The organism is Lelliottia sp. 489 (assembly GCF_050435885.1).
GTDB classification, from domain to species: Bacteria; Pseudomonadota; Gammaproteobacteria; order Enterobacterales; family Enterobacteriaceae; genus Enterobacter; species Enterobacter nimipressuralis.
In genome coordinates this window covers 443,482-464,728 of record NZ_JBNDLC010000003.1, presented here as the reverse complement: position 1 = coordinate 464,728, position 21,247 = coordinate 443,482, and the positions used below count along the sequence as shown (strand labels likewise).

Annotated in this window: 19 protein-coding genes; 12 read left to right on the top strand and 7 right to left on the bottom strand. The window is 57.1% G+C overall.

What is annotated here, in order from left to right; genetic code table 11:
* The first annotated feature begins 7 nt into the window (after positions 1–7).
* Both ABIE11_RS13405 and ABIE11_RS13400 read left to right on the top strand, forming a co-directional pair.
* Positions 8–955, top strand: coding sequence for an iron-siderophore ABC transporter substrate-binding protein (locus ABIE11_RS13405; RefSeq protein WP_429184673.1), 948 nt, complete (start codon positions 8–10; stop codon positions 953–955).
* Positions 952–1,839 carry a MurR/RpiR family transcriptional regulator gene (locus tag ABIE11_RS13400; protein WP_429184672.1) on the top strand — a complete coding sequence of 296 codons (888 nt, stop codon included), beginning with the start codon at positions 952–954 and terminating at the stop codon, positions 1,837–1,839. The genes ABIE11_RS13405 and ABIE11_RS13400 overlap by 4 nt, the downstream gene beginning before the upstream one ends.
* A gap of 21 nt (positions 1,840–1,860) precedes the next feature.
* Here ABIE11_RS13400 and ABIE11_RS13395 read toward each other — a convergent pair whose 3' ends face one another.
* Positions 1,861–2,700, bottom strand: a complete 840-nt coding sequence (locus ABIE11_RS13395) for an AraC family transcriptional regulator (RefSeq protein WP_429184671.1) — start codon at positions 2,698–2,700, stop codon at positions 1,861–1,863.
* 166 nt (positions 2,701–2,866) lie between these two features.
* On the opposite strand from ABIE11_RS13395, the gene ABIE11_RS13390 reads away from it, so the two are divergent.
* The 3 genes from ABIE11_RS13390 to ABIE11_RS13380 are packed head-to-tail and all read left to right on the top strand — an operon-like array spanning position 2,867 to position 7,199.
* A complete protein-coding gene (locus ABIE11_RS13390) occupies positions 2,867–4,684 on the top strand; it encodes a DUF2264 domain-containing protein (RefSeq protein WP_429184716.1) in 1,818 nt (605 codons plus the stop codon).
* A 33-nt stretch (positions 4,685–4,717) separates the two neighbouring features.
* Positions 4,718–5,983 (top strand): oligosaccharide MFS transporter, encoded by a 1,266-nt coding sequence (locus ABIE11_RS13385; RefSeq protein ID WP_100778906.1) that lies wholly within the window; start codon positions 4,718–4,720, stop codon positions 5,981–5,983.
* A 28-nt stretch (positions 5,984–6,011) separates the two neighbouring features.
* Positions 6,012–7,199 (top strand): glycoside hydrolase family 88 protein, encoded by a 1,188-nt coding sequence (locus tag ABIE11_RS13380; protein ID WP_371973251.1) that lies wholly within the window; start codon positions 6,012–6,014, stop codon positions 7,197–7,199.
* A gap of 92 nt (positions 7,200–7,291) precedes the next feature.
* Here the strand turns inward: ABIE11_RS13380 and ABIE11_RS13375 are convergent, their stop codons facing one another.
* From ABIE11_RS13375 to qseB, 4 genes are all read right to left on the bottom strand, one after another.
* Complete coding sequence (locus tag ABIE11_RS13375; RefSeq protein WP_100778908.1) at positions 7,292–7,606, bottom strand: putative quinol monooxygenase; 315 nt, start codon at positions 7,604–7,606, stop codon at positions 7,292–7,294.
* Positions 7,607–7,693: 87 nt separating this feature from the next.
* On the bottom strand, positions 7,694–8,275 hold the full coding sequence (locus ABIE11_RS13370; RefSeq protein WP_100778909.1) for an NAD(P)H-dependent oxidoreductase: 582 nt from the start codon (positions 8,273–8,275) through the stop codon (positions 7,694–7,696).
* Between the two features lie 106 nt (positions 8,276–8,381).
* On the bottom strand, positions 8,382–9,731 hold the full coding sequence (gene qseC, locus ABIE11_RS13365; RefSeq protein WP_429184670.1) for a quorum sensing histidine kinase QseC: 1,350 nt from the start codon (positions 9,729–9,731) through the stop codon (positions 8,382–8,384).
* The gene (qseB, locus tag ABIE11_RS13360; RefSeq protein ID WP_429184669.1) at positions 9,728–10,387 is read right to left on the bottom strand and encodes a quorum sensing response regulator transcription factor QseB; all 660 of its coding nucleotides are present in this window, start codon (positions 10,385–10,387) and stop codon (positions 9,728–9,730) included. Before qseB ends, qseC begins: the two co-directional genes overlap by 4 nt.
* A gap of 150 nt (positions 10,388–10,537) precedes the next feature.
* Between qseB and ABIE11_RS13355 the strand changes: the two genes are divergently transcribed.
* From ABIE11_RS13355 to ABIE11_RS13335, 5 genes are all read left to right on the top strand, one after another.
* Positions 10,538–10,939, top strand: a complete 402-nt coding sequence (locus ABIE11_RS13355) for a YgiW/YdeI family stress tolerance OB fold protein (protein ID WP_100778912.1) — start codon at positions 10,538–10,540, stop codon at positions 10,937–10,939.
* Between the two features lie 119 nt (positions 10,940–11,058).
* Positions 11,059–13,317, top strand: coding sequence for a DNA topoisomerase IV subunit A (gene parC, locus ABIE11_RS13350; RefSeq protein WP_100778913.1), 2,259 nt, complete (start codon positions 11,059–11,061; stop codon positions 13,315–13,317).
* A gap of 122 nt (positions 13,318–13,439) precedes the next feature.
* Positions 13,440–14,177, top strand: coding sequence for a 1-acylglycerol-3-phosphate O-acyltransferase (plsC, locus tag ABIE11_RS13345; RefSeq protein WP_100778914.1), 738 nt, complete (start codon positions 13,440–13,442; stop codon positions 14,175–14,177).
* Positions 14,178–14,234: 57 nt separating this feature from the next.
* On the top strand, positions 14,235–15,647 hold the full coding sequence (ftsP, locus tag ABIE11_RS13340; RefSeq protein ID WP_123428434.1) for a cell division protein FtsP: 1,413 nt from the start codon (positions 14,235–14,237) through the stop codon (positions 15,645–15,647).
* Positions 15,648–15,829: 182 nt separating this feature from the next.
* Positions 15,830–18,001: a YgiQ family radical SAM protein gene (locus ABIE11_RS13335; RefSeq protein ID WP_102104773.1), complete on the top strand. Its 2,172-nt coding sequence runs from the start codon at positions 15,830–15,832 to the stop codon at positions 17,999–18,001.
* Positions 18,002–18,057: 56 nt separating this feature from the next.
* Here the strand turns inward: ABIE11_RS13335 and dkgA are convergent, their stop codons facing one another.
* Positions 18,058–18,885: a 2,5-didehydrogluconate reductase DkgA gene (dkgA, locus tag ABIE11_RS13330; protein ID WP_100778917.1), complete on the bottom strand. Its 828-nt coding sequence runs from the start codon at positions 18,883–18,885 to the stop codon at positions 18,058–18,060.
* 104 nt (positions 18,886–18,989) lie between these two features.
* Positions 18,990–20,153: an alcohol dehydrogenase gene (yqhD, locus tag ABIE11_RS13325; protein WP_100778918.1), complete on the bottom strand. Its 1,164-nt coding sequence runs from the start codon at positions 20,151–20,153 to the stop codon at positions 18,990–18,992.
* Here yqhD and ABIE11_RS13320 point away from each other — a divergent pair.
* Both ABIE11_RS13320 and ABIE11_RS13315 read left to right on the top strand, forming a co-directional pair.
* Positions 20,133–20,351, top strand: coding sequence for a hypothetical protein (locus tag ABIE11_RS13320; protein ID WP_102104772.1), 219 nt, complete (start codon positions 20,133–20,135; stop codon positions 20,349–20,351). The genes yqhD and ABIE11_RS13320 overlap by 21 nt on opposite strands.
* Positions 20,348–21,247, top strand: coding sequence for an AraC family transcriptional regulator (locus tag ABIE11_RS13315; RefSeq protein ID WP_100778920.1), 900 nt, complete (start codon positions 20,348–20,350; stop codon positions 21,245–21,247). Before ABIE11_RS13320 ends, ABIE11_RS13315 begins: the two co-directional genes overlap by 4 nt.

Sequence of the window (21,247 nt, the reverse complement as noted above, 5' to 3'; positions counted from 1 at the left end):
GAATGTTATGCGCGTAGTGTTAATGTTGCTGCTGCTGGCGGGCTTTTCCGCAAGCGCCGCTGAACCTGTTCAGATCTTTACCGACGATCTGGGGCGCACGGTCACGGTGCCGCTGCACCCGAAACGCATCGTCTCGCTGCACGATCTCGACATCACCATTCCGCTGATTGAACTCGGCGTGCCGCCGGTGGCGAGCCACGGACGTACGCGCCCGGACGGAAGCCATTTTATTCGCTCCGGCGGGCTGCTGACGGGCGTGGATTTTGATAACTCTGCGATTCAGTTTATCGGCACTGCGGATATCGATATTGAAGCCATCGCCGCCGCCAGGCCGGATCTGATCATCACCGAGCCAACCCGCAATACGCCTGTCGCGATGCTGGAGAAAATCGCGCCAACGGTGAGCATCGATCACCTCGACGGCGGGGCGCCGGAAATCTACCGCAAGCTGGCGCAGTTAACCGGCACGCAGGCGCGGCTGAAAATTCTTGAACGTCGCTATCAGGAGCAGATCAAGGCGCTAAAAGCGACGATTGATACGCACAAAATCAGCGTCGCGGTGATTCAGGCTAATCAGGGCAAAATCACCGTGATGCACAGCTATCACTCTTTAGGGCGCGTGCTGCGTGATGCCGGATTCACCTTCCCGAAACTTATCGACGCGATTCCTGAAGGCGGGCGTATCGACGTCAGCGCTGAGCGTCTGCCGGAGCTGGATGCGGATTTCGTCTTCGCCACCTGGCGCGGCGATTCGGGCGGTAAACCGCAGGATGAGCTGGCAGCGATGGAGGCGGTGATGCCCGGCTGGTGTCAGTTCCTCAATGCCTGTCGCACCGGGCATTACGTGCTGATCTCACGCGAGGAGGCAATCTCCAACTCCTTTGCCTCGCTGGGATTAATGGCGGCGCAGGTGCAGTCACAAATCGCCGGGCGTCCGCTGCCGGAGGCGAAATGATCAGAAAAGACAAATCGCGGGTCGATCTCTACGGCGAGCGTTTTCGTGCTCGCGGGCATCAGCTGACGCCGCGTCTGCTGCTGGTGGCCAGCTACATCAACGACAATCGCGAAGCGGTGATGGAGCAGACGGCGATGGAAATTGCCGCGCTGCTGAAAACCTCTGACGCCACCGTGGTGCGGGCGATTCAGGCGCTGGGCTTTGCCGGTTTACGCGACCTCAAACAGACACTTGAGCACTGGTTTGGCCCCACGCTCAGCTCCAGCGAAAAGATCACCACCACGGTGAAAGCGCTGACCAGCGACGTCAATTCCAGCATCGATTTCGTCCTCGAAGGGCATCAGCACACCTGCGAAGTGCTGTCTGAACCGACCAACCGCTACGCCCTGGCGCAGGCGGTGGCGTTGCTGGGCGAAGCGCGGCAGGTGGCGATTTTTGGCATCGGCGCGTCGGGAATTCTGGCGGAATATACCGCGCGACTGTTCAGCCGCATTGGCCTGCCGGCGACGGCACTGAACCGCACCGGAATTAACCTTGCCGAGCAGCTGATCGAACTCCAGCGCGGGGATGTGCTAGTGATGATGGCGCAAAAATCCGCGCACCGGGAAGGGCAGACGACCCTTCGTGAAGCGCGGCGTCTGGGGATCCCAACCATCCTGCTCACCAACGCCGTCGATTCGCGTTTCAGCAAAGAGGCGAGCGTGGTGATCCACGTTCCGCGCGGCAATGAGAAAGGCAAAATCCCGCTGCATGGTACGGTGATGCTGTGTCTGGAGATGATTGTGCTGTCGGTGGCCTCCACCGCGCCGCAGCGCACGATTAAGTCCATGAAGCGTATCAATGAATTTCACCGTGGATTAAAGCCGGGTAAGAAAAGCGCGTGAAGCTGCCGGGCAAAATACCGCTCAACGGCCCGAATGATTTTTCCGGTACTGAAGGGGCGTCTCGCCGATGCCCTTCCTGAAGGCGCTGATAAAATAGGTCACGTCAGAAAACCCGACCCGCGCACCGATATCCCGCACGCTCTCTTCGCTGTGTAACAGGCATTCACAGGCTTTTCGCAGCCGCAGCGTGTTCAGGTAATCATGAATTTTCTCGCCCGTTTCCAGATGGAATTTGCGGGAAACGTAGCTGCGGGATTTACCCAGTTCCGCCGCCAGCGCATCAAGGCTAAATTTAACCTGATAGTTCTCATCCAGCCAGAACATCACCTGGCTGGCGATCCCGTGGCTGCTGCCGGGCGCGCCGTCGCTGTCGTCCGGCAGCATGGCAAACAGCGCAATCAGCAGGCTGGCGATGCTTTCACTGTTCATCGGCGGCTGGTAGCAGCTCAGCAGGTGATGGATGTGCACCTGACAGTGAGCAACATCAGCGACCCAGGCCGGCCCGCCGCGTCGTGACAGTTTTTGCAGCCGCTGCTGCGCCTGGGGAAAATCGCGCAGCACTTTCAGTACGGCGTGATGATCGAGATGAATAATGGTGCGGCGATAAATCGCTTCGGCCTGTTCATCTACCATCACCTTATGCAGGGTGAACGGCGGGAATAAAAACAGCCGTCCGGGGCGCATGGTGTAGTGGCGGTTATCGACAATCGCCACGCCAAATCCCTCTTCGACATAGAGAATTTCCAGACACTGATGCCAGTGGTGGTAGCGCACCGTATTGGCGAACAGGCGGCTGAACGACACGATGGTGTCATTCAGGGCGATCAGCTCCAGATGGTCGGATTTTGGCGTGTCGCGCATAGTGCAATAAAACTCAACTTTTGCCCGTCTCTTTCTCGTTATAAACCACCTTTTTAAATTTTCTCAACTTCAGGTTTATTCATCTCTCTTCCCTGTGACACGGCTAACATTTCTGAGGGTTATGCATTCACTATTCTTTGCCGCAGATGATTACGAGGACGAGCGTATGTGGGCGGCAAAGAAAGAAACATCAAATCCGTTGTCTTCCCGTCAGGATGTGGTGGCGGAGCTAAATACCCTGTTAGGCTCGCTGGACAAGCAGTTTGCGCCGGGCAGTTCACACATTTCTCTGGGTGATACCTGCGCGCACTACGCGACGGATATTGCTGAAATGGAAGGGCTGTCGCGTGCCCTGTGGGGGCTGTTTCCGCTGCTGGCTTCCGGCGAGCGCACGCCTTACAGCGAGAAATACATCACTGCGATTAAACAGGGGACGGACCCGCAAAGCGCCGGTTACTGGGGCGAAACCGCGCCTTACGATCAGCGTCTGGTGGAGATGGCGGCCTATGGCCTTGGGCTTGCGCTGTTGCAAAACCGGCTCACGGATCTCTTCAGCGAGCGGGAGGTGCAGAACCTGCACGCCTGGCTGAATCAGATCACCGATGCTCAGATGCCGGACAGCAACTGGAACTATTTTGCCATTATGGTCCAGCTTGGTTTTAAACGCGCTGGACTGCCGTTCAACCAGTCTGCCATCGATCGTCGCTTTGCGCTGATGGACGCTTACTACCTCGGCGAAGGCTGGTATTCCGATGGCGTGGGCCGCCCGAAAGACTATTACATCTCGATGGCGTTCCACTTCTATGGCCTGATCTACGCCACCCTGAGCGGCGACGAGGCGCGGGCCGCAGTGCTGCGCGATCGCGCCCGCCAGTTTGCCGACGATTTTATCTTTATGTCCGCAGCCGACGGGGCATCGATCCCCTTTGGCCGCAGCCTGACCTACCGTTTTGCAATGGTCGCGTTCTGGAGCGCGGTGGCGTTTTCTGAACTGGATGTGTTCACACCGGGCATTGTGAAAGGGATCATTCTGCGTCATCTGCGCTGGTGGCAGCAGCAGCCGATCCTCGATCGCGACGGCATTCTGACGCTCGGTTTTGCCTATCCCAATCTGGCGATGTGCGAGGATTACAACTCGCCGGGATCGCCGTACTGGGCGCTGAAAACCTACCTGATCCTTGCGCTGGGTGAAGATCATCCGTTCTGGCAGGCACAGGAACAACCGTTGCCGGAACGCGCTGAAAAACACGTTATCCCCAACGCGCAGCAGATCCTGATCCACGCCGACAATTCACAGCACGCGACCCTGCTCACCGCCGGACAGCTGGAGCTGAACAATTACGTCAACACCGAGGCGAAGTACACCAAATTTGCCTACTCCAGCCGCTTTGGTTTCACCATTGAGCGCGGACGCTACGGCATTAAACACGCGGCCTGCGACTCGATGCTGCTGCTCAGTGATGGCGATAACTATTTCCGTGGTCGGCGCGACTGCGACGCGGTGCGCGTTGATGAGAACTTCATTTTCTCGCGCTGGTCGCCGTGGCACGACGTGCAGATCGACACCTGGCTGGTGCCGTTCGGCGAGTGGCATCTGCGTCTGCATCGCATCAATAGCGCGCGCACCTTGCAGACGGTGGAAGGGGGCTTTGCTGTGATCAAAACGGCGCATCGCCTGCAGGCGCGCGGCTGTGTTCTGAATGCGGAAAATGGCAGCAGCGTGATTGTCGATCTGTCGCCCGATCTTTCGCGCCAGCCCGACAGCATCGTTACGCCGCCGAACAGCAGCGTGATGTTTGCGCAATGCGCATCGATTCCTGTGCTTGCCACACAACTCCCGGTCGGGGAAAGCTGGCTCTGCTGCGCTGTCACCGCTTCCGGAGAGCAGAAAAACTACGCGGTCACGCCGCAGCTGAAAATAAACAATAACCAGGTCGTGATTCACGAACCGGGCAGCGAACGTCAGTTGTCGTTCTTTATATAAACACTCTGGACCCTACCTGTTGGCGAGGATTCTATGAAAATCAGCTCAACGAATAAAACCGAATATTACAAAATCAGTACCTTTATTTTTCTCTATTTCTTTACCTGGTCGGCCAGTATTGGCCTGCTGGCCATCTGGCTCGGCCAAAAAGCGAACCTGAGCGGTTCGGTGATTGGTACGGTATTTGCGGTTAACGGTGTCTTCTCCGTTATTCTTAAACCTATTTACGGCTATATTCTCGATAAAATCGGGATGAGCAAATATCTGCTCTATTTTGTGGTGGCCATGTCGGCCCTGATGGCGCCGTTCTTTATTTACGTCTATCAGCCGCTATTGATGTCCAACACACTGCTCGGGATTATTATCGGTGCGCTCTATTTAAGCTTTGCCTGGTATGCGGGCGTGGCGGCGTGCGAATCCTATTCCGATCGCTTTAGCCGGTTGAACGGCATGGAGTTTGGTCAGATTCGTATGTGGGGTTCCCTCGGCTGGGCGGTGGCATCATCCTTCTCCGGCCTGCTGTTTAACCTCTCTCCGGCGTATAACTTTATTATGGGCAGCGTCGCGTCGGTCATCATGCTGATTGTCCTGCTAAACCTGAAAGTGAACACTAACTCCGTTCATGCCGGGGAGGTGCTGACCAAAGAGAAAATCGCGCCGTCGGACGTCTACGCGCTGCTGCGTAACCGCAAGTTTTGGGCCTTCTGCCTGTATGTGGCTGGCGTGGCGTGGATGATGTTTATTGCTGAGCAGCAGTTCTCGCGCTACTTCGTCACCTTCTTCGACGATGTGCATCAGGGCAACGCGGTCTTTGGCTATCTGGGCACGGTACAGTCGGGGATGGAATTCCTGATGTATATGGTGATCCCGCTGTTCGTCAACTTTATTGGTGCCAAACGCGGATTATTAATTGTGGGATTAGTAGTGGGCGCGCGCCTGATTATTTCCGGCATGTGCGATTCCCACCTGTTAATTTCGATTCTGAAACCGTTATACGGTCTGGAAATCTGTCTGCTGCTGGTATCGGTATTTAAATATATCGCCGAGCATTTCGACAAACGCGTCAACGCCACCATGTATTTATTAGGCTATCAGGCGATGCTGTATGTCGGAAACGTGGTGGTGTCATCGCCTGCCGGATATATGTATGACCGTATCGGCTTTGAGCAGACTTATATCATCATGGGTGCCACGGCGCTGACATTTACCCTTATTTCTGCCTTTACCTTATCCGCCTGCCAGAGCAAATGGCGCGGCGCGCAGGCCATCAACATCGCAGAACAAAATCCATCACGCTAATTTTTGCTGTCAAAGAAGGAACCGAAATATGTTAAATCGTATCGCAGAGGAACGCCTGTCCGATATTCCTGCACCCGTTGATGCGCGCGTGTTCAGTGATGAATTAAGCTCGGCGCGGAATCACGTCCTCGAACTGATTAGCCGTCATTTAACGGAGTTCGGTGAAAAATTCCCGGCTGAAACCTGTGTAGAGGGCTTTTATCCCCTGACGGAAAACGTGGAGTGGACCACCAGTTTCTGGACCGGGCAGCTTTGGCTGGCGTGGGAGATGAGCGGTGACGAGAAATTCCGTGCGCTGGCCGAGAAAAACGTCCGCTCGTTTGGCCTGCGCATCGCCGGGCGAAATGATACCAATACCCACGATTTAGGCTTCCTCTATACCCTGTCGTGCGTGGCGGCCTGGCGTCTGACGGGCAATCGCGAGGCGCGTGGTTTCTCGCTGCTGGCCGCCGAAGCGCTGCTTGAGCGCTTCCACGAGAAGGCGAAGATCATCCAGGCGTGGGGCGATCTGTCCGACCCGGAGCAGGCCGGACGAATGATCATCGACTGCAACATGAACCTGCCGTTGCTCTACTGGGCGACGGAGCAGACCGGCGATCCGCGCTTTGCCGACGCGGCGAAAGCGCACGTGATGCAGGCGGCGACCTACCTGATCCGTGAGGACGCGTCGACGTTCCACACCTATTACATGGACGTCAAAACCGGTGCGCCGCGCTACGGCAATACGCAGCAGGGCTACGCGGATGACTCCTGCTGGTCGCGCGGCCAGGCGTGGGGCATTTACGGTTTCCTGCTGAGCTACATCTATACCGGCGACGAGACGATGATCGCCCTGTCGAAACGGCTGGCGAACTATTTCCTGAACCGCCTGCCGGAGGATTACGTTTGTCACTGGGATCTGGCGCTGGTGGGCACTGATGCCCTGCGCGATTCATCGTCGGCGGCGATTGCGGTGTGTGGCCTGCTTGAGCTGGTGAAGCACCTGCCGGTGACGGACCCGGATCGCGAGCGCTATCTGGAGTGGGCGAAAGGGATGATGTCATCGTTGACCCGTCACTATCTGATGGGTAAAGACGAGAAGGGTAACGGGCTGCTGAAGCACTCGGTTTACCATCTGGCGAGCAATAAAGGCGTGGATGAGTGCGCGAGCTGGGGGGATTACTTCTACGTGGAGGCGCTGGTGCGTTTTACTCAGAGCTGGAAGTTGTACTGGTAATAAAAAAGCCCGGTGGCGCTAAGCTTACCGGGCCTCTGGCTCAGGTTTTGAATGCCGGGTAAACGCGGTGTCGCCCGGCAAAATACAAAAACTTAAACCCCTTGCTCCAGAATACGGATATGCGTTTCCAGAACGTTCCCTTTCACCGCTTCGCTCCACGCTTTCATGTGCGCGGTTTGCAGATGCGCTTCCAGGTGTGCCACGGTTTCCCACAGTTCAACCATGATGATCGAATCGGGCGCGGTGGTCTGGAAGCTTACGCCTGCGGCAGCGTCCACCATCGGCGCGTAGCCGTGGCAGCCTTCTTCTTTCAGAACGGTCGGGATAATTTTCACGAATTCATCCAGCACCGCCTGACGGTGATGTTGACCTGGACGAGTGCGAATTTCAGCAATAACGGTAAGCATGGTTAACTCCTTCTCTACCCGGCATACTTCAAGTTGCAGCTGCGTTGGCTGCAACTCGAATTAATTGGGTCTTAATTGAATAACCAGTTAAGCAAAAATCTCAGCCAGATGCTTGCGATATTCTGCGATATAGCGCGGCACGTCCGGCATTTTAATCACGTCGTTGACGATAAAGGTCGGCAGTGGCTCCAGCGCCAGGAACTGGTTGGCTTTATGGAACGGCAGGTAAGCCCCGTCCACGCCAACGCCGTGGAAGAACTGATCTTCATCGGTGAAGGCATCCAGCGGCGCGTTCCAGGTCAGGGACAGCATGTATTTTTTACCATGCAGCAGACCACCGGAACCGTATTTTTTAGAGGCGTCGGAGCGGGTACGGCCATCGCTGGCGTACAGGGAACCGTGACCTTCGGTGAAGACATCGTCCATGTACTTTTTGACGGTCCACGGCGCGCCCATCCACCAGCCTGGCATCTGCCAGACAATCACGTCGGCCCACAGGAAATTCTGCACTTCGGTTTTGACGTCGTAATCGCTGTCGGCGCGAACCACTTTAACATCATGCCCGGCGTCGCGCAGGAAACCATCCGCGACCTCGGTCAGGGTGTCATTCAGTTGGCCGTTAGAGTGGGCGAATTTTTTCGCACCGTTGATAATCAGAATGTTGCTCATAATTTGTCCTCAGACTGGCAAGTTTGGCAGTCATGTTACCCGTAATAACGGTGCGGAAAAATGAGCAAAATGTGCAAAGTCTTTTGCTTATAGCGCAATAATCCAACTACCAGCCTATTGTCACTTCAAACCCGCCTTCGCGCGCGTTGGCGAGCGTTACCCGCATGCCGTGCAGCGTCGCAATGCGTTTGACGATGGATAATCCCAGCCCGCTGCCGGTCTGCTCCTGGCCCGGAGGACGATAAAAACGCTCGCCGATGCGCGCCAGAGCGTCCGGTGAAATCCCCGGCCCGTTGTCGCGCACGGTAAAACTCTGCGCATCCAGCGTGACATCGACCACGCTTCCACGCGGGCTGTAGCGTACGGCGTTATCCAGCAGATTGCGCACCAGCAGGCTCAGCAGTAGCGGCTGGCCGGCGCGCGCCACCTGAGGCGCGTGAATGTTGAGGCGCAATTCGATGCCCGCCTGCAGCGCCGAATGGTAACTGTCCATCACCGCCGATTGCAGCAAATCGGCCATCGCGATCGTCTGGACATCATCGAGGTTTTCCAGTGAGTCGAGGCGCGACAGTGTGAGGAGCTGATCCACCAGCCGCGAGGCACGGTCGATGCCTGCGTGAAGCTGGTTGAGCGCTTTCGCCTGCGCCTCGGGATCGTCCAGCGACAGTTGCGCCACTTCGGTTTGCACCTTCAGAGCGGTGAGCGGGCTGCGCAGTTCGTGGGCGGCATCGGAGGTAAAGCGCCGCTCTCGGGTCATCATCTCCTGCGTGCGGGCAAAAAGATGGTTCAGGGCGTCGAGCAGCGGGCGCACCTCCGTCGGCAGCCCATCGGTTGCCAGCCGGTCGGTGGCGTCGGGCGAACGACGGCGCAAGGTCAGGGCGAGGTTTTTCAGAGGGCGCAGTTCGCGCGCGAGTAGAACAATCAGCAAAAGCAGCATCAGCGGCAGCGCCACCAGCCAGGGGGTCAGCTGCGAAGTGACAATATCCAGCGCCATCTCCTGGCGATACTCCCACTCTTGCCCGACGACAATCCGGTATTTCCCGTTCGGCGCGGTCAGCCACAGGAAACGCCACGCGTCGTTGTCATCCTTCAGCTGCCCGTCGGTAAAACCGTCGCGACGGTAGTGATAAGGAATATCCCGGCCATTTTCGCCGTCGTTCAGCAGCATTTTCCCGTCGCTGGCGTAGATGGCAAACGCCAGCGCGTCGTCATCAAGATGGCCGTGTTTGGCTTTTTTGGGCACGTCGCTCATTCGCACCGGCGCGTTAAGCTCGTCGAGATCCATGGTCATCAGCCGTTTGGCAAACAGCATCTGCTGGGTATCGAACAGTTTATCGAGCTTGTGGGTGGTCTGCTGCCAGGCCACCACGCTTGCCGCCAGCCATGCGCCGAGGGACAGCACGAGAAAAAGTAGCGTCAGGCGCAGTTTCAGGCTTAAGCGTTGTGTCAGTTTCATGCGTCACCCAGGGTATAGCCGATGCCGTGAACGGTGCGGATAAAATGGCTGCCGAGCTTGCGGCGTAAATGGTGAACGTGGACTTCGACGGCGTTGCTGGAGACGTCGTCGTCCCAGGTATAGAGCTTTTCTTCGATAAGCTTGCGCGGCAGCACGCGCCCGGCGTTACGCATCAGCAGCTCCAGAAGGGCGAACTCTTTCGGTTTAAGGGCCAGCGTTTCGGCGTTAAGCGTAGCGACCAGGCTTGTGGGGTCCAGCGTCACGTTGCCGTGGCGCAGTTCGCTGCGGGATTTGCCGTGGCTGCGGCGCAGCAGTGCTTCAAGCCGCGCCGCCACTTCGACCAGGGCAAAGGGTTTGCACAGATAGTCGTCCGCGCCGAGACGCAGACCTTCGACGCGCTGATCGAGGGCATCGCGCGCGGTGAGGATCAGCACCGGCTCGCTGCGTCCGTTTTCGCGCCAGTCGCGCAGGATGTCGAGGCCGTCCATGCCAGGTAGCGTCAGGTCGAGTACCACCGCATCGAAAGGGGCGGTATAGAGCGCGGCCTTGCCTGTGCTGCCGTCGGTAAACCAGTCAACGCTAAAGCCCATTTTGCTTAAGCCCGCTTTGATGCCGTCGCCAATCAGCCTGTCGTCTTCTACCAGTAAGATGCGCATGTTCCCCTCCTTGATGCTGCGGTTTATGTGCAGTAAACCCCCTGTGACATCATGCTGTACAGCAAAAAAATTTAAATTTTCCCCTTAAGAAGTTGTTAAGGTTTACCCTGTTTAATGGCGTTCTAAACAACATTAAAGGGAGAGATAACGATGAAAAAATTCGCAGCTATTACGGCAATCATGATGATGACCACGGCTCCGGTATTTGCTGCAGAAGGCGGCTTTAACGGTCCATCTGCAACGCCTGCGCAAACCCAAACCCAGCAGGGCGGATTTGTGGACAATAACGCTAACCTGACCACCGCGGCCAAAGTCAAAGATCAGAAGGACGACAGCTGGGTCAAACTGCGCGGTAACATTACCGAGCGCCTGTCCGACGACCGCTACCTGTTCCGCGACACCACCGGTACGGTAAATGTGGAAATTGACCACAAACGCTGGAACGGGCAGACCATCACCCCGCAGGATCAGGTCGAGATTCAGGGTAAGGTCGATAAAGAGTGGAATGAGTTTGAAATCGACGTCAAACAAGTTATCAAACTGAACAAATAATGACGAAAAGGGCCGATTCTGCGGCCCTTTTTCTTTGTGACTCAACTCGTCAGATAGGGTAGTATCTGCGGCAATATTGCCTGAAACCCACAGGTTTCTGAGTTGAGGAATGACATTTAATGAGCGATATGGCAGAGCGCCTCGCGCTACATGAATTCACTGAAAACGCCTATCTGAACTATTCCATGTACGTCATCATGGACAGGGCACTGCCGTTTATCGGCGATGGCCTGAAACCCGTTCAGCGTCGCATCGTTTACGCGATGTCTGAGCTGGGCCTGAACGCCAGCGCCAAATTCAAAAAATCCGCCCGTACCGTGGGTGACGTGCTGGGTAAATACCATCCGCACGGCGACAGCGCCTGTTACGAAGCGATGGTGTTGATGGCGCAGCCGTTCTCCTACCGTTATCCGCTGGTCGATGGCCAGGGAAACTGGGGGGCACCGGACGATCCGAAATCCTTCGCCGCGATGCGTTACACCGAATCGCGCTTATCAAAATATGCAGAACTGCTGCTCGGCGAACTCGGCCAGGGCACGGTGGACTGGGTGCCAAACTTCGACGGCACGATGCAGGAGCCGAAAATGCTGCCTGCCCGTCTGCCGAATATCCTGCTGAACGGCACCACCGGCATCGCGGTTGGCATGGCGACGGATATTCCGCCGCACAACCTGCGTGAAGTGGCGAAAGCCGCCATTACCCTGATTGAACAGCCGAAAACCACGCTGGATGAACTGCTGGATATCGTGCAAGGGCCGGACTATCCGACCGAAGCGGAGATCATCACCTCCCGCGCTGAAATCCGCAAAATCTACCAGAACGGTCGCGGATCTGTGCGCATGCGCGCGGTGTGGAATAAAGAAGACGGCGCCGTGGTCATTACCGCGCTGCCGCACCAGGTGTCCGGCGCGAAAGTGCTGGAGCAGATCGCCGCCCAGATGCGCAATAAAAAGCTGCCGATGGTCGATGACCTGCGCGACGAATCGGACCACGAAAATCCGACGCGTCTGGTGATTGTCCCACGCTCTAACCGCGTCGATATGGACCAGGTGATGAACCACCTGTTCGCCACTACCGATCTGGAAAAAAGCTACCGCATCAACCTGAACATGATCGGTCTGGATGGTCGTCCGTCGGTGAAAAACCTGCTGGAGATCCTGACTGAGTGGCTGGCGTTCCGTCGCGATACGGTGCGCCGTCGTCTGAACTATCGTCTGGAAAAAGTCCTTAAGCGCCTGCATATCCTTGAAGGTTTGCTGGTGGCGTTCCTCAATATCGATGAAGTGATTGAGATCATCCGCACCGAGGACGAGCCGAAGCCCGCGCTGATGTCGCGTTTTGGCATTAGCGAAACCCAGGCTGAAGCCATTCTCGAACTGAAATTGCGCCACCTCGCCAAACTGGAAGAGGTGAAAATTCGCGGCGAACAGAGCGAGCTGGCGAAAGAGCGCGATCAGCTGCAGGCGATTCTGGCGTCCGAACGCAAGATGAGCAATTTGCTGAAGAAAGAGCTGCAGGCGGATGCGGAAGCCTTCGGCGACGACCGTCGTTCACCGCTGCAGGAGCGCGAAGAAGCGAAAGCGATGAACGAGCACGACATGCAGCCGTCTGAGCCGGTGACTATCGTGCTGTCCCAGAGCGGCTGGGTGCGTAGCGCGAAAGGCCACGATATCGACGCGCCGGGGCTGAGCTACAAATCCGGCGATAGCTTCAAATCGGCGGTGAAAGGCAAGAGTAACCAGCCGGTGGTGTTCCTTGATTCCACCGGGCGCAGCTACGCCATCGACCCGATCACGTTGCCGTCGGCGCGCGGGCAGGGCGAGCCGATCACCGGCAAGCTGACGCTGCCACCGGGTGCGACCGTTGACCATATGCTGATGGAAGGCGAAGAGCAGAAACTGCTGATGGCCTCCGACGCCGGCTACGGTTTCATCTGTACCTTCAACGATCTGATTGCCCGTAACCGCGCGGGTAAAGCGATGATCAGCCTGCCGGATAACGCCCACGTTATGCCGCCGCTGGTGATTGAGAACGACAGCGATATGCTGCTGGCGATCACCCAGGCTGGACGGATGCTGATGTTCCCGGTCAGCGACCTGCCGCAGCTGTCGAAAGGCAAGGGCAACAAGATCATTAATATCCCGGCGGCGGAAGCCGCGAAAGGCGAAGACGGTCTGGCGCACCTCTTCATTCTGCCGCCGCAAAGTACGCTGACCATTCATGTCGGCAAGCGTAAGATCAAACTGCGTCCGGAAGAGTTGCAGAAAGTGGTGGGCGAGCGCGGGCGTCGCGGCTCGCTGATGCGCGGGCTGCAGCGTATCGACCGCGTGGAGATTGACTCTCCACTGCGTGCGAAATCGGGCGATAGCGAAGAGTAATGTGCCTCTCCCCCTCCGTTCGGGAGGGGGTTCTCGCTAAAATTATCTGTCTTTACACAAAGTCCTTACCTGGCTGGCATTGGAGTATATAATTGTCAGCTGTTAGGGCTTCTGAGGTCGCTATGCTATTCATTGTTCGTGCAATTCTCACCGTTATCTATTGCATTCTGGTCTGCGTGTTCGGCTGCATTTACTGCCTGTTCAGCCCGCGTAACCCGAAGCATGTCTCCACCTTTGGCCGCATGTTTGGTCGACTGGCGCCGCTGTATGGCCTGAAGGTCGAAACCCGCTTGCCGGAAGGCGCAGAAAATTTCGGCAACGCCATCTATATCGGTAATCATCAGAATAACTACGATATGGTCACCGCCGCGAACATCGTGCTGCCGCCAACGGTCACGGTGGGTAAAAAGAGCCTACTGTGGGTGCCGTTCTTCGGCCTGCTGTACTGGCTCACGGGTAACTTGCTGATCGATCGTAATAACCGCGCCAAAGCGCACAGCACCATTGCCGAAGTGGTCAATCACTTTAAGAAACGCAAAATCTCTATCTGGATGTTCCCGGAAGGGACGCGCAGCCGTGGTCGCGGCCTGCTGCCATTTAAAACTGGCGCGTTTCACGCCGCAATTGCTGCAGGTGTGCCAATTATTCCTGTGTGTGTTTCCAATACTTCGAATAAAATTAACCTTAACCGCCTGAAAAACGGGCTGGTAATTGTTGAGATGCTGCCACCCGTGGACACCAGCAAATACGGTAAAGACCAGGTGCGTGAACTGGCTGCCCATTGCCGTGAGCTAATGGCGCGTCAAATCGAAGTGCTCGACAAAGAAGTCGCAGAGAGAGAAGCCTCCGGCAAGATTTAACCGGAGTTTCAGGGAAATGAATTCCCGCGTTTTATCGTCGTTTCACATGGAGCAAATATGTCACTCAGTCGGCGTCAGTTTATTCAGGCTTCGGGAATCGCCCTTTGTGCTGGCGCGGTTCCGCTGACAGCCAACGCCGCCGGGCAGCAACAGCCGCTGCCCATTCCGCCGTTACTGGAATCTCGTCGTGGGCAACCGCTTTTCCTCACCATGCAGCGCACACACTGGTCCTTTACCCAGGGCACGCGCGCATCGGTCTGGGGGGTGAATGGCCGTTATCTCGGGCCGACGATCCGCGTCTGGAGCGGGGATGACGTAAAGCTCATTTACAGCAACCGCCTGGCGGAAAACGTCGCCATGACCATCAGCGGATTGCAGGTCCCCGGCCCACTGATGGGCGGCGCGGCGCGCATGATGACGCCGAGCGCTGACTGGGCACCCGTACTGCCGATTCGCCAGAGTGCCGCGACCCTGTGGTATCACGCGAACACGCCAAACCGCACGGCGCAGCAGGTCTACAACGGTCTGGCCGGAATGTGGCTGGTGGAAGACGACGTGAGTAAATCGCTGCCGATCCCGAATCACTACGGTGTCGATGATTTCCCGGTCATCATTCAGGACAAACGCCTCGATAACTTTGGCTCGCCGGAGTACAGCGAGCCGGGCAGCGGCGGTTTTGTCGGCGATACGCTGATGGTGAACGGCGCGCAAAGCCCGTATGTCGAAGTGTCTCGCGGCTGGGTCCGTCTGCGTCTGCTGAATGCGTCCAACTCCCGGCGCTATCAGCTGCAGATGAGCGATGGTCGCGCGCTGCATGTGATCTCCGGCGATCAGGGCTTTTTACCTGCGCCAGTTTCCGTTAAACAGCTGGCGTTGGCGCCGGGTGAACGGCGTGAAATCCTCGTCGATATGACCAACGGGGATGAAGTGTCGATTACCTGCGGCGAGGCGGCGAGCATCGTGGATCGTATTCGCGGCTTCTTCGAGCCGTCGAGCATTCTGGTGTCTACGCTGGTGTTGACCCTGCGTCCGACGGGTCTGTTACCGCTGGTGACGGACAGTCTGCCGATGCGTTTGTTGCCGGAGGAGATCCTGAGCGGGACGCCGGTGCGCAGTCGTGATATCAGCCTCGGCGACGATCCGGGTATCAACGGTGCGCTGTGGGACGTCAATCGTATCGATATTACAGCGCAGCAGGGCACCTGGGAGCGCTGGACGGTGCGTGCAGAGATGCCGCAGGCGTTCCATATCGAAGGGGTGAGTTTCCTGATCCGTAACGTCAACGGCGCGATGCCGTTCCCGGAAGATCGCGGCTGGAAAGATACGGTCTGGGTCGATGGGCAGGTAGAGCTGCTGGTCTACTACGGACAGCCTTCGTGGCCGCACTTCCCGTTCCTGTTCCACAGCCAGACGCTGGAGATGTCGGATCGCGGTTCCGTAGGGCAGCTGCTGGTGAATCCGCTGGCCTAGCACGCTTTTACAGGCCGGGCGGTGGCTTCGCCTTACCCGGCTTACAGATTCCGCGAACCCAGGCACGCTAAGCGCAGCGCTACCGGGCGAGCGGCGAAAATGCCCGCATAATACCCCTTCATTTCATGTATAAATCCAGCGTATAATCCCCGCCCTTTGTCTATTTTTTCTTCGGAAGCATTATGAGCGCAATATCCCTGATCCAGCCGGATCGAGACCTCTTCTCCTGGCCCCAGTATTGGGCAGCCTGCTTCGGACCGGCGCCATTCCTGCCGATGTCCCGCGAAGAGATGGACCAATTGGGCTGGGACAGCTGCGATATTATTCTGGTGACGGGCGATGCATACGTCGATCACCCGAGCTTCGGCATGGCCATTTGTGGCCGTATGCTGGAGGCGCAAGGCTTCCGCGTAGGGATCATCTCCCAGCCAGACTGGAACAGCAAAGACGCGTTCATGAGCCTCGGCAAACCCAACCTGTTCTTCGGCGTTACCGCCGGGAACATGGACTCGATGATCAACCGCTACACCGCCGATCGCAAACTGCGCCACGACGATGCCTACACCGCCGATAACGTCGCCGGTAAGCGTCCGGATCGCGCCACGCTGGTATATACCCAGCGCTGCAAAGAAGCATGGAAAGATGTGCCGGTCATCCTGGGGGGAATCGAAGCGAGCCTGCGCCGTACCGCGCACTACGATTACTGGTCTGATACTGTGCGCCGTTCGGTGCTGGTGGATTCCAAAGCCGATATGCTGATCTTCGGCAACGGCGAGCGTCCGCTGGTAGAAGTGGCGCACCGTCTGGCGCAGGGCGAACCTGTCGGTAACATCCGCGACGTGCGTAACACGGCGATCATGGTGAAAGAAGCGCTGCCGGGCTGGAGCGGGGTGGATTCCCGTATCATCGACATGCCGGGCAAAATCGACCCGATCCCGCACCCGTATGGCGAAGATTTGCCGTGTGCGGACAACAAACCGGTTGAACCGAAGAAAGCCGAAGCCAAAGCCGTGGTCGTGCAGCCGCCGCGCCCAAAACCGTGGGAAAAAACCTACGTTCTGCTGCCGTCCTTTGAAAAAGTGAAAGGCGACAAGGTGCTTTACGCGCACGCGTCACGCATTCTGCATCATGAAACTAACCCAGGCTGCGCACGTGCGCTGATGCAAAAGCACGGCGAGCGCTATATCTGGGTTAACCCGCCAGCCATTCCGCTCTCAACCGAAGAGATGGACAGCGTGTTTGCACTGCCGTACAAACGCGTGCCGCATCCTTCCTATGGCAATAGCCGAATTCCTGCCTACGAGATGATCCGCTTCTCGATCAACATCATGCGCGGTTGCTTCGGCGGCTGCTCGTTCTGTTCGATCACCGAGCACGAAGGGCGCATTATTCAGAGCCGCTCTGAGGATTCGATCGTTAACGAGATCGAAGCCATTCGCGACACGGTTCCGGGCTTTACCGGCGTGATCTCCGATCTGGGCGGCCCGACCGCCAACATGTATATGCTGCGCTGCAAATCACCGCGCGCGGAGCAGACCTGCCGCCGTCTGTCGTGCGTCTATCCGGATATTTGTCAGCACATGGACACCAACCACCAGCCGACGATCAACCTGTACCGTCGCGCCCGCGATCTGAAAGGCGTCAAAAAGATCCTGATCGCCTCCGGCGTGCGTTACGACATCGCCGTGGAAGATCCGCGCTACATCAAAGAGCTGGCGACCCATCACGTTGGCGGCTATCTGAAGATCGCCCCTGAGCATACGGAAGAAGGCCCGCTGTCGAAGATGATGAAGCCGGGCATGGGCAGCTACGATCGCTTTAAAGAGCTGTTTGACACCTATTCCAAACAGGCGGGTAAAGAGCAGTACCTGATTCCGTATTTCATCTCTGCGCACCCTGGTACGCGCGATGAGGATATGGTGAATCTGGCTCTGTGGCTGAAGCAGCGTCGTTTCCGTCTCGATCAGGTGCAGAACTTCTATCCGTCGCCGCTCGCTAACTCGACGACCATGTATTACACCGGCAAGAACCCGCTGAGTAAAATTGGTTACAAGAGTGAAGATGTGGTGGTGCCGAAAGGTGACAAACAGCGTCGACTGCATAAAGCACTGCTGCGCTATCACGATCCGGCCAACTGGCCGCTGATCCGTCAGGCGCTGGAAGATATGGGTAAAAAGCATCTGATTGGCTCGCGCCGCGAATGCCTGGTGCCCGCGCCGACGCTCGATGAGATGCGCGAAGCGCGTCGCCAGAACCGCAATACCCGTCCGGCACTGACCAAACACACGCCTGTTGCGCATCAGCGCCAGACGCCGGCGGCGAACAAAAAACGCGGGAAAGTGGCAGGGCGCTAAGCCTGTCGCCCGGCAATAAAAAAGCCCGACGTTTGTCGGGCTTTTGAACGAGGGTATTACCCCCCAAACTGATCCGGATCTGGCCCTAAACGCTTGCCCTGATCCAGCTTCGCTATCTCGCTTAACTCCTCTTTATCCAGGCGGAAATCCCAGACGTCGAAGTTCTCGGCGATACGCGCCGGGGTGACCGATTTCGGGATCACCACCAGACCGCTGTCCAGATGCCAGCGAATGACGATCTGCGCGGCGGTTTTGCCGTACTTCTCGGCCAGGTCGCGAATAATTTTCTGATCGAACACGCCTTCGCCGCCCTGAGCCAGCGGGCTCCAGGATTCGGTCTGAATTTTGTGCGTGGCGTTCCAGGAGTGCAGCTGACGCTGCTGCATGAGCGGATGCAGCTCAATCTGGTTGATCACCGGCGCGACGCCCGTTTCATCAATCAGCCGCTGCAGATGATGGATCTGGAAATTACAGACGCCAATACTCTTCACCAGCCCCTCTTTTTGCAGATCGATCAGACCTTTCCAGGCCTCAACGTAGTGATCGATTGCCGGAACTGGCCAGTGCATCAGATAGAGATCGACGAAATCGAGCTGGAGTTTTTCCAGGCTTTCCAGCAGGGCTTCGCGAGGGCGTTTCTGGTCGTCGTTCCACAGTTTAGTGGTGATGAATAATTCATCGCGCGGGATGCTGGCGCTGGCCAACGCTTTGCCGACGCCGTCTTCATTTTTGTACGCGGCGGCGGTATCGATAGACCGATAGCCGACTTCCAGTGCTTTGTGAATGGCGGACACGACCTCGTCATTACCGGCTTTCCATACGCCCAGTCCCAGCTGGGGCATGACGTTGCCGTCCTGAAGCTTAATTACGGTTTGGTTTGCCATTTTTCCTCCTCCATTTGCTCATCACCGGGGGTGTCCCCGGTGATGTGGTGTGCATTAAGTCTGGACGAAATGTCAAAAAACGAAAGGCGGGAGAACAAAAACGCTTAGCGGGCCGCTTCGTAAATGCGACGGCTGACGTCCAGCGTAATGTCGTGATTCTCGCCCAGTTGCGTCATGCCGTGCTCTTCGAGTTTAGCCAGCAGGGCAGGGATAGAGCTGCCATCCAGGCCGTAACCGGAGAGGCGAGTCGGCACGCCCAACTGCTCGAAGAAGTTACGCGTCGCCGCGATTGCCGCGTCGATACGCTCGTCTTCAGAACCGGAAGTGATGTTCCATACGCGCTCTGCATACTGCAGCAGTTTGGCACGTTTGGTGTCGCGTTTTTCATTCCACAGGGCAGGCAGAACCACCGCCAGCGTCTGGGCGTGATCCAGGCCGTGCATCGCGGTCAGTTCGTGGCCCAGCATGTGGGTCGCCCAGTCCTGTGGCACGCCTGCGCCAATCAGGCCGTTCAACGCCTGAGTCGCCGCCCACATCACGTTTGCGCGCACATCGTAGTTTTCTGGCTCTTGCAGCGCTTTCGGGCCGTCTTCTACCAGCGTCAGCAGAATGCCTTCCGCGAAGCGATCCTGAATTTTGCCGTTGACCGGATAAGTGACGTACTGCTCAACCGTGTGAACGAAGGCATCCACGACGCCGTTAGCCACCTGGCGCGGCGGCAGGGTGTAGGTGTAAACCGGGTCCAGTACCGCAAACACAGGCTGAACGTGTTCGTTCATGAAGGCCTGTTTGTCACCGGTGGTTTTACGGGAGATGACCGCGCCTTTGTTGGATTCAGAACCGGTCGCAGGCAGAGTCAGTACAGAGCCCATTGGGATGGCGCTGGTGATTTTGCTGCCGCCGGTTTGCAGGATTTCCCACGGGTCCACGCCGTCGGCGTAATGGGCCGCAGCCGCGATGAACTTGGTGCCGTCGAGAACCGACCCGCCGCCGACTGCCAGCAGGAAGGTGATGTTCTCTTCACGGGCGATGTTAACTGCGTTCATCAGCGTTTCGTAGGACGGGTTTGGCTCGATGCCGCCGAATTCACGTACGTCCACGCCTTCCAGCGCGCTGTACACCTGGTCCAGCACGCCGGTTTTTTTGACGCTGCCACCACCGTAAGTGATCAGAACGCGCGCCCCGGCTGGGATCTGGTCGCGCAGATCGGCGATGGCGTCTTTACCAAACAGAATGCGAGTTGGGGTATGCAGATTAAAATTATTCATTGCTCGTTCCCTTATGTGGGTGAAAAACGTGGCGGCGTCGATGGCTGCCTGATGGTGCCCATTGTGGCCATCGAAGGCACGCCTCTCAATGCACATTCCTGCCGTTGTCTTGCCCATTTCTACAGAGGGCTGGAGAAAATGCGAAAAGGTGCGCAAACTGGCAACAATGGAAACCGTATCGGGAGTAAACCTGAATGAACCGCGATGAGATTTGCCTGCAATTGACGGGGCAAATTAACAGACTGAAAGATAAAGAAAATACGCTCACTGAGCTGTTGCCGGATATCCGTCTTTTATACGGCACACAGCCCGGCACGCGCACGCCGGTGATGTACCAGCCCGGCATCGTATTTCTCTTTTCAGGCCATAAAATTGGCTATATCAATGAGCGCGTGTTCCGTTACGACACCAACGAATATTTACTCCTCACAGTACCTTTACCCTTTGAATGTGAAACCTATGCGACTGAGGCCGTTCCGCTGGCGGGCATTCGCGTCAACGTAGATATTCTCCAGCTTCAGGAACTGCTGATGGATATCGGTGAAGACGAACTGTTCCAGCCCGCGATGGCGGCGAGCGGCATTAACTCCGCGACGCTCTCCGATGAGATTTTGTGCGCCATTGAGCGCCTGCTGGACGTTATGGAACGCCCGCTCGACGCGCGTATTCTTGGCAAGCAGATAATCCGCGAGATCCTCTATCACGTCCTGATGGGACCGGGCGGCGGAGCGCTGCTGGCGCTGGTGAGCCGTCAGACCCATTTCAGCCTCATCAGCCGCGTATTAAAACGTATTGAGAGCCAGTACACGGAAAACCTGAGCGTGGATGAGCTGGCGTCAGAGGCCAATATGAGCGTCTCGGCGTTCCACCATAACTTTAAATCCGTCACCAGCACGTCGCCGTTGCAGTACCTGAAAAGCTATCGCCTGCACAAAGCGCGGATGCTGATGATTCACGACGGGATGAAAGCCAGCGCTGCGGCGATGCGCGTTGGGTATGAAAGTGCGTCGCAGTTCAGCCGTGAGTTTAAACGCTATTTTGGCGTGACGCCGGGGGAAGATGCGGCGCGTATCAGAACGATGCAGGGAATGTAA

Coding starts and splice junctions, on each gene's coding strand:
- ABIE11_RS13405 (WP_429184673.1), top strand. CDS start 8: ATGCGCGTAGTGTTAATGTTGCTGCTGCTGGCGGGCTTTTCCGCAAGC.
- ABIE11_RS13400 (WP_429184672.1), top strand. CDS start 952: ATGATCAGAAAAGACAAATCGCGGGTCGATCTCTACGGCGAGCGTTTT.
- ABIE11_RS13395 (WP_429184671.1), bottom strand. CDS start 2,700: ATGCGCGACACGCCAAAATCCGACCATCTGGAGCTGATCGCCCTGAAT.
- ABIE11_RS13390 (WP_429184716.1), top strand. CDS start 2,867: ATGTGGGCGGCAAAGAAAGAAACATCAAATCCGTTGTCTTCCCGTCAG.
- ABIE11_RS13385 (WP_100778906.1), top strand. CDS start 4,718: ATGAAAATCAGCTCAACGAATAAAACCGAATATTACAAAATCAGTACC.
- ABIE11_RS13380 (WP_371973251.1), top strand. CDS start 6,012: ATGTTAAATCGTATCGCAGAGGAACGCCTGTCCGATATTCCTGCACCC.
- ABIE11_RS13375 (WP_100778908.1), bottom strand. CDS start 7,606: ATGCTTACCGTTATTGCTGAAATTCGCACTCGTCCAGGTCAACATCAC.
- ABIE11_RS13370 (WP_100778909.1), bottom strand. CDS start 8,275: ATGAGCAACATTCTGATTATCAACGGTGCGAAAAAATTCGCCCACTCT.
- qseC (WP_429184670.1), bottom strand. CDS start 9,731: ATGAAACTGACACAACGCTTAAGCCTGAAACTGCGCCTGACGCTACTT.
- qseB (WP_429184669.1), bottom strand. CDS start 10,387: ATGCGCATCTTACTGGTAGAAGACGACAGGCTGATTGGCGACGGCATC.
- ABIE11_RS13355 (WP_100778912.1), top strand. CDS start 10,538: ATGAAAAAATTCGCAGCTATTACGGCAATCATGATGATGACCACGGCT.
- parC (WP_100778913.1), top strand. CDS start 11,059: ATGAGCGATATGGCAGAGCGCCTCGCGCTACATGAATTCACTGAAAAC.
- plsC (WP_100778914.1), top strand. CDS start 13,440: ATGCTATTCATTGTTCGTGCAATTCTCACCGTTATCTATTGCATTCTG.
- ftsP (WP_123428434.1), top strand. CDS start 14,235: ATGTCACTCAGTCGGCGTCAGTTTATTCAGGCTTCGGGAATCGCCCTT.
- ABIE11_RS13335 (WP_102104773.1), top strand. CDS start 15,830: ATGAGCGCAATATCCCTGATCCAGCCGGATCGAGACCTCTTCTCCTGG.
- dkgA (WP_100778917.1), bottom strand. CDS start 18,885: ATGGCAAACCAAACCGTAATTAAGCTTCAGGACGGCAACGTCATGCCC.
- ABIE11_RS13320 (WP_102104772.1), top strand. CDS start 20,133: ATGCAGATTAAAATTATTCATTGCTCGTTCCCTTATGTGGGTGAAAAA.
- yqhD (WP_100778918.1), bottom strand. CDS start 20,153: ATGAATAATTTTAATCTGCATACCCCAACTCGCATTCTGTTTGGTAAA.
- ABIE11_RS13315 (WP_100778920.1), top strand. CDS start 20,348: ATGAACCGCGATGAGATTTGCCTGCAATTGACGGGGCAAATTAACAGA.